At 42.5% G+C, this 10,972-nt stretch carries 11 protein-coding genes; 4 read left to right on the top strand and 7 right to left on the bottom strand.

The window, feature by feature from the left end; all coding sequences use genetic code 11:
• Together PX482_RS10875 and PX482_RS10870 are read left to right on the top strand one after the other, a co-directional pair.
• A partial coding sequence (locus PX482_RS10875; protein WP_130758671.1) for a transposase occupies window positions 1-115 on the top strand: 115 nt, incomplete at its 5' end.
• A gap of 151 nt (window positions 116-266) precedes the next feature.
• Window positions 267-506 (top strand): DUF6737 family protein, encoded by a 240-nt coding sequence (locus PX482_RS10870; RefSeq protein ID WP_043999446.1) that lies wholly within the window; start codon window positions 267-269, stop codon window positions 504-506.
• On the opposite strand, the gene PX482_RS10865 is transcribed toward PX482_RS10870, so the two are convergent.
• From PX482_RS10865 to PX482_RS10835, 7 genes are all read right to left on the bottom strand, one after another.
• Entirely contained in the window at window positions 471-2,771 is a 2,301-nt protein-coding gene (locus tag PX482_RS10865; RefSeq protein ID WP_288122433.1) for an ATP-dependent helicase, read from the bottom strand. The two genes, PX482_RS10870 and PX482_RS10865, sit on opposite strands and share 36 nt — an antisense overlap.
• 322 nt (window positions 2,772-3,093) lie before the next feature.
• Window positions 3,094-4,068, bottom strand: coding sequence for a tRNA lysidine(34) synthetase TilS (gene tilS / locus PX482_RS10860; RefSeq protein WP_002762977.1), 975 nt, complete (start codon window positions 4,066-4,068; stop codon window positions 3,094-3,096).
• Between the two features lie 105 nt (window positions 4,069-4,173).
• On the bottom strand, window positions 4,174-5,196 hold the full coding sequence (gene hemF, locus PX482_RS10855) for an oxygen-dependent coproporphyrinogen oxidase (protein ID WP_288122432.1): 1,023 nt from the start codon (window positions 5,194-5,196) through the stop codon (window positions 4,174-4,176).
• A 201-nt stretch (window positions 5,197-5,397) separates the two neighbouring features.
• Entirely contained in the window at window positions 5,398-6,186 is a 789-nt protein-coding gene (locus PX482_RS10850) for an ion transporter (RefSeq protein WP_288055007.1), read from the bottom strand.
• Between the two features lie 226 nt (window positions 6,187-6,412).
• Window positions 6,413-7,330: an NAD(+) kinase gene (locus tag PX482_RS10845; RefSeq protein WP_002762972.1), complete on the bottom strand. Its 918-nt coding sequence runs from the start codon at window positions 7,328-7,330 to the stop codon at window positions 6,413-6,415.
• A 23-nt stretch (window positions 7,331-7,353) separates the two neighbouring features.
• Complete coding sequence (locus tag PX482_RS10840; RefSeq protein WP_002762970.1) at window positions 7,354-8,331, bottom strand: SDR family oxidoreductase; 978 nt, start codon at window positions 8,329-8,331, stop codon at window positions 7,354-7,356.
• A 61-nt stretch (window positions 8,332-8,392) separates the two neighbouring features.
• Window positions 8,393-9,283 (bottom strand): S66 peptidase family protein, encoded by an 891-nt coding sequence (locus PX482_RS10835; protein ID WP_288122431.1) that lies wholly within the window; start codon window positions 9,281-9,283, stop codon window positions 8,393-8,395.
• 58 nt (window positions 9,284-9,341) lie between these two features.
• Here PX482_RS10835 and PX482_RS10830 point away from each other — a divergent pair, with 58 nt between their 5' ends.
• Both PX482_RS10830 and PX482_RS10825 read left to right on the top strand, forming a co-directional pair.
• Window positions 9,342-10,166, top strand: coding sequence for an Rpn family recombination-promoting nuclease/putative transposase (locus PX482_RS10830; RefSeq protein WP_288122430.1), 825 nt, complete (start codon window positions 9,342-9,344; stop codon window positions 10,164-10,166).
• A 96-nt stretch (window positions 10,167-10,262) separates the two neighbouring features.
• The coding region (locus tag PX482_RS10825) for an Rpn family recombination-promoting nuclease/putative transposase (RefSeq protein WP_288122429.1) at window positions 10,263-10,972 on the top strand (710 nt) is incomplete at its 3' end.

Genomic DNA, 10,972 nt, shown 5'->3' with positions numbered 1-10,972 from the left:
GGTGGTCGAGGGAATCAACAATAAACTTAAACTAATAAAACGGAGAGGCTATGGCTTTAGAAACTTTCGGAATTTTTGGGTTAGAAGTATGTTATCTTGGCATCTTGTATGTTGATTTAGCATAAAGGGTAACGAAGAGCCGGAAAATTTAGCTTAGTTTGTCTAGAGATAAGAAACTCTATTGATAGAATTACCCAAAATTGTAGCAGTTATCTGAATAGTCAGGTACGATAAAATCAAGTTAGTAAATTACCGCCCCTTAACTAATGTCTAACTCGAAATCCGATAACGTTTGGGACCACAAACCCCGTTGGTGTCAACCTTGGTCGATTTTATTGACAGGAATTGCCCTGATTGCCGGCTGTTGGTTTTTAACCCAGCGTCTCTGGTTAACTCTACTCCTATCTATTCCTATACTCCTCTGGTGGTTTGTCTTCCTAATTCTTTATCCGCGGACACTGCAGCAACAGTTAAACACAGAAAGAATCGGGGAAAGCATTGATTAAAACAGGAAAGACAGGACAGGGATTTTTATCCTGTAATTGACTACTTTCATCTCCGCGAAAAGTGTTCCAACGGAAAGGAGCTTTTTTTTCACTCGACATCCATAAAAGTCTTTTTGCTCGCGTCATCGCTACATACAAAAGTCGGTATTCTTCAGCTTTTTTAAGTTGTCCAGCTTCTAACCAAGCGCTTAAAGGTGGGGGAATAATTGGTATGCTGTCGGGGTTTAAATAGCGTTGATGAACCGCTGCTCGAATTTGCGCCCGGGCTACTTCTGCGAGGGTAAAATCTCCCAAAAATTTCGCCCCATTGGGAACCCAAGGTTTGCCAGGAATAATATCTTCATGAAGAAAGGGAATAAAAACATAATCCCAGTCTAAACCCTTGGCTTTGTGCATAGTAATAATCGTCAGTTGTCCGGGACGAGTATAACAATCGTCGTTATCTTCTTCCACCCCTTCAAAGCGCTCAGAGGCGATAATTTCATTGAGAGTATTGATTGTATTTTTTAGAGAACTATTACCAGCAGTTTCCTGATAAATACGGGCGGTTAATTTTTGCAATGTGGCTAATTCTGACCCTGAATATTGGAGAGTCATAGCGAAAAAAGACAGGAGTTGATAATGGGGTAATTCTAATCTAGCTTTTAGTAAACTGCAGCAATAACGACGGGCGATTTTTTCGTTAGATTTCAGTTCGGGATCGAGGGGAGTGGGATAAAGAAATTGTTCGGGATAGGTAACTAAAGGATTTAAGTCTTGGGCAGTAATTAAACCCCTAAATTGTAGCACTTCTAAGGCCGCTTTGAGATAATCGGGAGAGTGGGGACGTTCGACAAAAGCCAATAGTTTCAGCATTTCGGCGGGAATTTGGGAAAAGCGATCAATCTCGTTAGCTTCAAAAATTCTGATTTGATAACTTTTGTAAAAATGGGCGAATTTTTGAGCAAAAAAGTGTCCCTGTCGATTTTCTCTAACGAGGATAGCCGCATTATGTTGAGGGTTTTCTTGGAGTAATTTAACTAGACGTTTTTCAATTAATTCCACTGTTTGATAAATGTCATCGGGTTGATAAATTTCTAATCCTTTTCCCTCCTTAACTGGATTAGGTTGGGGATCTTCGGCGCTGACGGGAAGGATCGCTTGAACCCGAAAAGGAGCCTCGGTAACTTTATGATTATCTTTTCCCTGTTTCCAATCTCGATCAACCCATTGTAAAACTAAATTAGCAGCTTCGATAATTTTAGTATTGCTGCGACCTGCTTGGTTCATAGTGGATAAATTGCCTTCGTTTTGACAACTTTCACAAAACCAATTAAAGTAAACAGGATCGGCGGGGGTAAAGGTAGAATTAATGGCTTGATTGGGATCGCCGACGCGAATTAAATTAGGTATTTCCCCGTCATTATTTTTTGCTAAAATAGTAATTAGTTTTTCTTGGAGAGGACTAGAATCCTGTGCCTCATCTTCAAAGACTCCAAAGACAGATTTTTGCCATTGTCGGCGAATTTTTTCTTCCTCTAATACCCGCAAGGCTCCTAAAATCATGTCATCATAATCTATATAGTTTTTCTGACGCATCAGGATTTCATACTGTTGGTACAAACCACTAGCAATAGCGAGAATTTGATAATTATCGTCGCTATAGTGGCTTAATTCCCAGACTTGCTGCGGTGATAATCCCGAACTTTTTAGCTCATGAATGGCCGTATAGGCAAGACTAGGTAAAATTTCGGTTCTCAGCACCGATTGACGGCGTAATCTTTCGGTTTCTTCCCCATCAAATTCCACTCCTTCTAATAACTTTTGATAACGAATTGGGTCGGCAATTAGCCATTTTTCCACCGAGTTTCTAATAATTCTGTGGCTAGGAGTCGGAATAACTAAGGTAGAAGATTCGAGGTCTAATCCCGATAATTCCGGGTAACGACGGGCTAATTGTAGGGCCAGTCCATGCAGAGTTTGAACGCTAAAACCTTGGGCTGAAAGTTGTAAATCTTGCAAGCGTTGTTTAATTTTAGCTTTAATACTAGCGGCAGCCGAGCGGGTGTAGGTGACAATAATTAACTGTTTTTTAGCATGAAGTTGCTCACGAGCAATAACCATGGCGGCAGCTACGGCCAAACTGTGGGATTTTCCTGCCCCCGGCACCGCAGAAATGGCCATTTTTCCCCCTTGCCAATCGGCTAATTCCTGTTGTCCGGCTCGCAGTTGTTGCCGGAGATTGACCAGTAAATTTTCTCGATTAATTACTTTAGTTTCGCTCATTATGCCCCGCCAATTTTATTTTTAGTTTAATTGTATTACTAATTATAGTTTCTTCTTAAACCAATTGCTGTAAAAGTTAGCTAGAGATAACTAGAATGGGGAGATGGGGTTTTTCAGTGAACAGTAAACAGTAAGCAGTAAGTAGGGAGGCACAATTATTTGTAGGATGGGTTAGCGGTAGCGTAACATGAGCGGGTGTTGGGTTTCATGCTTCAACCCAACCTACGTTCATCTTATATTTAATTCCACCCACCCACTTAATCAGTGAAAAGAAAGTAGCGAAGTTTTCACCTAACACTGTCCACTTAAAACTGTAATCTGATCACTGATCACTGATATATAGCCAATTTTGTTGTACTTCTACCCGAATTTTGCCCGTTAGGGAGGAAGTGGCATCGCGATTAACACCAGTAATGAGATTAACCACTGACTCAACTTCGGCAAAATTAGGGGATGAGGGTAAATATTGAGCCAAAAATAAACGAATCACTCGTCTTTGTATCGCTAGAGGTAGAATTTGTAAAGGGGAGCGATCGAGTCTTTGTTGATCTAGATCGATAACCTGACGAAAAATATCCCGGGCAATACTATCTAAATAATCGCTTTCTGCTTCCAAAATTTCGGCAGTTTGGGCGAGATGTTTTTCGATTTGGGGATTTAAATTAGTTTGCAGGTAGGGTAATAATTCCAGACGGATGCGATTGCGAGCATAGCGTAAATTCTCATTAGCTCGATCATACCAGATCGGTAATTCTCGACTTTGACAAAAAGCGAAAGTTTCCTCGCGAGTGACATTTAAGAGGGGACGGACTAAAAAAATATCTGGGGTTAAACTTGTCAACCAAGTTAAGGCAGAAAGTCCATCACTACCCGCCCCGCGCGTGAGATTATAAAGAAAAGTTTCCGCTCGATCGCTCCTCGTGTGTGCCGTGAGAAGATAATTAAAACCCTGTTCTTGGGCGATTGTTTGTAAAGCTTGATAACGCCATTGTCGGGCCTTGGCTTCCGTTTCCGCCATGGGGGGTGCGGTGGCAATATAAACGGGTAATTGCCAAATTTCGGCGATTTTCTGCACATGATCCACTAATCCTCGGTCCTGAGACCAACGGTGATCACAATGAGCGATCGCTAGTTGCCAACCCCAACGAGAGCGCAAATCCAGCAATAATTGACCTAAACAAAGGGAATCCTGACCTGCCGACAATGCCACTAACAGAGACGCATTTTTAGGTAGTAATTGTCCCTTTTTCACCGTGGTTTCCAGACGAGTATGGAGAGGTGTCCAAAAATTAGCCAAAATTTTTAGATTTATTTACTTGACAAGGGTGTGGGAAGTATTTTCAGTGAACGGTAAACTGGTAACTGATAACTGATAACTGATAACTGATAACTGATAACTGATTTAACCTTGCCAATTAACCCAATCTTGGGGTTTTAGGAAGACATCATAGAGTTTTGCTTCTGGGGTGTTTGGTGCAGGTTGATAACAGTATTCCCAACGGACTAAAGGAGGTAAAGACATCAAAATTGATTCGGTACGACCGTTAGTTTGCAACCCAAAAATTGTGCCACGATCATAAACTAAATTAAATTCTACATAACGACCGCGACGATAGAGTTGAAACTGACGTTCTCTGTCACCGTATTCCGTCGAGCGCCGTTTCTGGACAATGGGAACGTAAGCGGGTAGAAAAGCTCGGCCACAGTCATTAATGAAACTAAAAATTTCTTCCCAGTTGCGGGGTTGTTGGGGAGATAATTTTTCTGAATAGATAGCGGCATCACTTTCGGCAAAAGGACCCCGATAGAGAGGGTCTAAACCGTCTTGGTAATCAAAGAAAATCCCGCCGATGCCTCTGGCTTCCTGACGATGATTGAGATAAAAATATTCATCACACCAGCGTTTAAAAACGGGATAATATTCGGGATGATGTTGGTCGCAAACCTGTTTAAAAGTGCGGTGAAAATGACTAGCATCTTCTTCAAAGCCATAGTAGGGAGTTAAATCAGCGCCGCCGCCAAACCACCAAACTGGACCGGCTTCAAAATAGCGATAATTGAGGTGAACCGTGGGAATATAAGGATTGCGAGGATGCAAAACCATCGAGGTTCCCGTGGCGTAAAATTGATGACCGGCAGCCTCGGGCCGTTGTTTGGCAATGCTAGGAGGTAATTCTTTCCCCCAAACTTCCGAAAAATTCACCCCTGCTTGTTCAAAAATTGCCCCTTCCCGCAAAACTCGCGAACGTCCGCCGCCACCTTCGGGCCGTTGCCAACTATCTTCGATAAATTTTGCTTGTCCATCCACTTCTTCTAATCCCTGACAAATTTCATCCTGTAGGGATTTCATAAATTCACTGACGCGGCTACGGCTGTCACTGGCGGGCAAATTGGCAAGGGTGGGGGTTGTGGTGAATGCAGTCATACTCAAGGATCAAAGTTGATAACTCAGTGATTATATTACTACTGGGTGATGAAACGGCCGCTCTTCGATACTTAACTTAACATTTAGACGGATTGGGGGTGGGGAAGTGGGGAAGTGAGGGAGTGGGGAAGCGGGGAAGTGGGGAGAATAAATAAAAATAATCTCCTGACGACCGGCTCCTGAATTTCGCCAGAATTAGTCTCAATCAGGTTTTTTTAAGAGTTTTGCCCCACAGTTTTTACAAAAATTGGCATCTATATCGTGACGGGGTAAACCACAATCTGGACAAGGATAATCAATTTGAGTGCCAGATTTTAATAGTTGTTTAGTCAGAGCGCTAATCTGCAAGGGAATTAACAAAACTCCCGTTAAAATCATTAAAACTGTCACCATTTTGCCCCCATCGGAAAGGGGAGTTACATCCCCAAATCCCACGGTAGTCATAGTCACAATGGCGAAGTAAAAAGCATCAAAAAATGTCCGATAGACTTGGGAATTAATCGGGTGTTCGATCTGATAAATTAAACCTGCATAGACAAAAATAATCGAGAATAGAGTTAGTAATATGCGAGTAAATACTATCTGATCGGAAGTTTTAATCCTAAAAATAGAAAGATCGGAACCAAAAAAACGAATCACTCGCAAAATTCTAAACCAGCGAAAAATTCTAAAAAATCTAATATCAAAAAAACCAAAAAATAGGGGCAGAATTGACAATAAATCTAGGATCGAAAAAATATTAAAAACAAAGCCTAGTTTTGATTCCGCACACCAAAACCGAATTAAATACTCTAGGGAAAATAAGCTTAAAATTCCCCAATCAAGCTGACGTAACCACATTTGCCAAGTGGCGGATAAGGGATAGGTTTGAGCCACATAAATCCCCAAAGATAGTAAAATTAATGCTAAGATAAGCAGATTTACCGTCAGTCCGATCGCCGTGGTGACATCCTCTAAATAAAAAGCTATTTTGGTGCGAAAAGGGAGCATAAATTCAGCGATCAGTAAACAGTAATCAGTAATCAGTCAACTGAAAACTCACATCTGATAAGTAGTTGGATAAAAGTAAAGTTAACTGTGGGGTAAGGAGTCGGTCGTCAGTAGGAATTGCGGCAATTTACATTTCTTAAGATAGACAACAGAATTTATGTCCGACTACTTAACTGATAACTGATAACTGATAACTGATAACTGATAACTGATAACTGATAACTGATTAAGGTAATTCCACCGAAGTTGGTTTAGCAATATGAGGTAAACCCCAACCTAATTTTTCCCGGAGGATGCGGAAGAATTCCGTCGATTGCAGGCGAATAAAATGAACATTGTAGGGGGATTTCTGCACATTAATTCGATCTTCTGGCAAGATATAAGAACCGCCATTACCGTCCACTACCATCACCATCCGATTAGCAGTTGCTGGGAAAATATTTACAGTTTCCTTGTCAGAAAATACCAAGGACCTGGAAGCTAAAGAATGGGGACAAATGGGGGCTAATTGTAATACCGGCACATCGGGAGTTATTACCGGGCCACCGGCGCTGAGAGCATAGGCAGTAGAACCGGTAGGAGTGGAGAGAATCACCCCATCGGCAGCGATATCGACGGGCGCGTGTTCACCAATTTGAATCTCAAAATGACACATACTGGTGAGGGGTTCGCGGTGGACGACCACCTCATTGAGAGAAAGTGCCTCCCAGAGGAGGGTATCTTCGCGAAATAGTCGCACTGTGATCATCGAGCGATTTTCGATGGTGTAATTCCCCTCTAGAACCAGTTCTAAGGCGGGTTCAAGCTGATTTAGGTAAATTTCGGTCAAAAAGCCCATGTGTCCCGTATTGACCGTTAACAGGGGCAAATTGAGGGTGGCCAACTGCCGGGCCGCCGATAGGACTGTACCATCGCCCCCCAACACGATCGCAAAACTTAAATCCTGATCGAAGTGGGGGGGGACTAACTGATCGATCGGGGTAAAACAAACCGGACGAGAGGGTTTAGAATGGCCTAGCAGGCCACCGCTTCCGGTAGCCATAAACACCTGCCAACCTCGGGAAAGTAGCTGATCTTGTATCTGATGGGCTGTTTTACAAGCGATAGGCTTAATATCGTTGTAAATAATGCCGATTTTGGGCATTGACAAATTTTCCTACTGCTGGTTCACGCTTTCTTTTTGAAAGGAGTTTTCTTCTTCTTCTGAGCTTTTTGTTTCTCGAAGTCGATTTCCTTGAGCTTCTTGAGAATGCGGCTAAAGTATTCTTGTAAATAGGATTCTAAAGTAGTTGTTTGACTCGGATCAAGGCCAAATACTTGATAAACTTCTGCCATGGGGGCATCAAGAGCTTGACCACTAGCGAGAACTTCCGCAAAAGCTAGTCGGTCGGATATATTATAAGTCCATTGGAAACAACGGCTTATTCCCCGCATAAAACGCAGTAATCCCATGGGTAAACGCCAAATTTTCCCCTCTTTACCCGATAAGCGTTCGCAAACTTCGATAATTTCTTCAGCTTTCCAAGCTTTGCTGCCCACCACAGGATAGGATTGACCGACGGTTTCGGGGACTTCTAGGGCGCGAACGGCGAATTTAGCGATATCTTGGGTGTCCATGTAGGCGATCGCCGTACTTTCCCCCGTGATCCAGACCGTTTGATTATCTAACATCGGGATGGCGTATTGACCGATTAACCCCTGCATAAAGCCACAGGGACGCAGAATTGTATATTTTAAACCCGATTCTGCTATAAATTTCTCGGTACAGCGTTTTATCTCCATCAAAGGCACGTTGGGATATTTTTCGGCATTGAGAATCGAAAAGAAAATAAAGCGATCTACCCCGGCGGTTTTGGCCGCTTGAATCAGATTAACTTTACCATCCCAATCCACCTGTTTAATGCTGGCTGAGTCCGTCGCCCGGGCAGTAGCGGCATCGATCACCGCGTCCATTCCCTCTAAAGCGGCAATAATGGTACTCTTATCCCGTAGGGTTCCCCCGACTAATTCCGCGCCCCATTCCTTCAAAAAAGCCCCTTTTCTCTGACTGCGTACCAAACAACGCACTTGATGTCCCTGATCGATGGCATGACGCACGATCTGTCGCCCTAGGGTTCCTGTCGCACCGACAACTAATACTTTCATCTATAATTAATTTTTTGTTACATTTGTTAACACTTCTCTAAGATACTATCAAAAAAGTGGATCATTGGGGATAGAAAAATTCTAAGATTCCCCGATCCCCGTCCAGTTCTACCATTGTTCCCACCGGTAAAGCGGCATTATCGCCATCATGACCGAAAGGTAACTCAGCAATAACCGCAATACCCAAATCGCCCAAACGCTCTTTTAAGACTTCCTCTACGGTTTGACTATCACTACCGGGGGCTGCCAGACAACGGCTAAAACGACCGAGGGCAATGCCTTTAATTTGGGAGAAAATGCCCAGCATTCGCCACTGAGTTAACATTCGATCAATTCGGTAGGGGGCCTCGGTTACGTCCTCTAGGGCTAAAATTACCCCCTCTAGGGTGGGTTGAACCGAGGTTCCGAGGAGATGGGTGGCTACGGTTAAATTAGCTGGTAATAAGCGTCCCCGCACTTTGCCCCCACCCCAACCTTGACCGACAAGAGGGGCTAAAGGACGACCTTCCAGAAGAGAAAAGAGGCGATCGATTGATTGGGGACTTTCTTGGGCTAAGGTGGTTAAAACTGCCCCGTGAACGCTACAAATGCCCTGTTTCGCTAAACTCCATAAAATCCCCGTCACGTCGGAAAAACCGATTAACCATTTCGGGTTAGTTTTTGCCCATGTCCAATTTTCTAAGAGGCGAGCGCTACCGTAACCCCCCCTAGCGCAGAGAATTGCTTGACAATCGGCATCTTGCCATGCTTGGGCTAAAGCTTGACGACGTTGCTCGTCGCTACCAGCGAGATAACCGAGACGATTGGCCCAATTCTCGCTAAATTCCACTTGATAACCCCTCGATCGCCAGATTTCTACGCCTTTTTCTAGGGCGGCTAATTCCTTGACGGCTCCACTGGTGGCCACCAGAGAAACTTTAGCACCGGGTTGCAGAAATGATGGGATGATCATAGGTTAATTCTCTTTTGTTGGCGGATTAAGCGGAAATTACAGGTAATTTTGTGACAGCATGAAAACTGACAGCATATTCTATCGAATGTTTCTCGATTTTCCCGATTCGTTCTTTGAATTAATTGAGCGACCCGATGCTAGGGTTAGCAATTATCGATTTACTTCCCAAGAAGTCAAACAACTAGCTTTTCGATTGGATGGTTTATTTTTGCCGCTCGATAATCTAGAAAATTTGCCCTTTTATCTGGTAGAAGTGCAGTTTCAAAAGGATGAAGACCTATATTATCGATTATTTTCGGAACTTTTCTTATATCTTAGACAGTATAAACCTGTTTCACCCTGGCAGATAGTTGTTATTTATCCTAGCCGAGAAATTGAGCGAGAACATCCCCAGCAATTTGCCGATTTTTTATCCCTAGCAAGGGTTAAAAGAATCTATCTGGATGAATTGCCAAATGACGAGACTCCTTCCTTAGCGATCGCCATAATCAAATTGGTTACGGAAAGTGAGAGTCAAGCCGTTAATTCTGCTAAGATTTTAATTAAACAGGCTCAAAGAGAACTGAGCGATCGCTTAGTGCAGAGAAATGTCATTGATTTAATCGAAACGATAATCATTTATAAATTACCCCAAAAAAGTCGAGAGGAAATTGAAGCTATGTTGGAACTACAAGACCTCAAACAAACTCGTTTCTATCAAGAAGCTTTTGGAGATGGTATTGAACAGGGAATTGAACAGGGAATTGAACAGGGAATAAACTTGCAAAAATTGAAAACAATTCCTCTACTGCAAGACCTCGGTTTAACCCCGCAACAAATCTCGGAACGCTTAGACTTGACTCTGGAAACAGTGCTTAACTATTTGGCACAACAGCAACAATAATCAATCCTGTTTAAAAAGTCTAGAAAAGCAGCAATTGCTAAGTAGTGGGCAAATGGATAGTAGCGAATCAGTGACCTTTAAGCTATCAGCGATGACATGAAAACTGACAGCATATTTTATCGAATGTTTCTCGATTTTCCCGATTCGTTCTTTGAATTAATTGAGCGACCCGATGCTATCGTGAGCAATTATCGATTTACTTCCCAAGAAGTTAAACAACTAGCTTTTCGATTGGATGGTTTATTTTTGCCGCTCGATAATCTAGAAAATTCGCCCTTTTATCTGGTAGAAGTGCAGTTTCAAAAGGATGAAGACCTATATTATCGATTATTTTCGGAACTTTTCTTATATCTTAGACAGTATAAACCTTTGTCACCGTGGCAGATAGTTGTTATTTATCCTAGCCGAGAAATTGAGCGAGAACATCCCCAGCAATTTGCAGACTTGTTATCCTTGTCAAGGATTAAAAGAATCTATCTGGATGAATTGGCAAATGACGAGACTCCTTCCTTAGCGATCGCCATGATCAAATTGGTCACGGAAAGTGAGAGTCAAGCTGTTAATTCTGCTAAGATTTTAATTAAACAGGCTCAAAGAGAACTGAGCGATCGCTTAGTGCAGAAAAATGTCATTGATTTAATCGAAACGATAATCATTTATAAATTACCCCAAAAAAGTCGAGAGGAAATTGAAGCTATGTTGGAACTACAAGACCTAAAACAAACTCGTTTCTATCAAGAAGCTTTTGGAGATGGAATTGAACAGGGAATTGAACAGGGAATTGAACAGGGAATTGAACAGGGAAT

Source organism: Microcystis sp. M53602_WE12, from assembly GCF_030065455.1.
In the GTDB taxonomy this organism is placed as follows: domain Bacteria; phylum Cyanobacteriota; class Cyanobacteriia; order Cyanobacteriales; family Microcystaceae; genus Microcystis; species Microcystis aeruginosa.
Note: the sequence above shows the minus strand (reverse complement) of the source record. Positions and strands in the feature narration are given on the sequence as shown.

Excerpts from the sequence above, each read along its gene's own strand:
- PX482_RS10870 (WP_043999446.1), top strand. The coding sequence starts at position 267 with ATGTCTAACTCGAAATCCGATAACGTTTGGGACCACAAACCCCGTTGG.
- PX482_RS10865 (WP_288122433.1), bottom strand. The coding sequence starts at position 2,771 with ATGAGCGAAACTAAAGTAATTAATCGAGAAAATTTACTGGTCAATCTC.
- hemF (WP_288122432.1), bottom strand. The coding sequence starts at position 5,196 with ATGACTGCATTCACCACAACCCCCACCCTTGCCAATTTGCCCGCCAGT.
- PX482_RS10850 (WP_288055007.1), bottom strand. The coding sequence starts at position 6,186 with ATGCTCCCTTTTCGCACCAAAATAGCTTTTTATTTAGAGGATGTCACC.
- PX482_RS10845 (WP_002762972.1), bottom strand. The coding sequence starts at position 7,330 with ATGCCCAAAATCGGCATTATTTACAACGATATTAAGCCTATCGCTTGT.
- PX482_RS10840 (WP_002762970.1), bottom strand. The coding sequence starts at position 8,331 with ATGAAAGTATTAGTTGTCGGTGCGACAGGAACCCTAGGGCGACAGATC.
- PX482_RS10835 (WP_288122431.1), bottom strand. The coding sequence starts at position 9,283 with ATGATCATCCCATCATTTCTGCAACCCGGTGCTAAAGTTTCTCTGGTG.
- PX482_RS10830 (WP_288122430.1), top strand. The coding sequence starts at position 9,342 with ATGAAAACTGACAGCATATTCTATCGAATGTTTCTCGATTTTCCCGAT.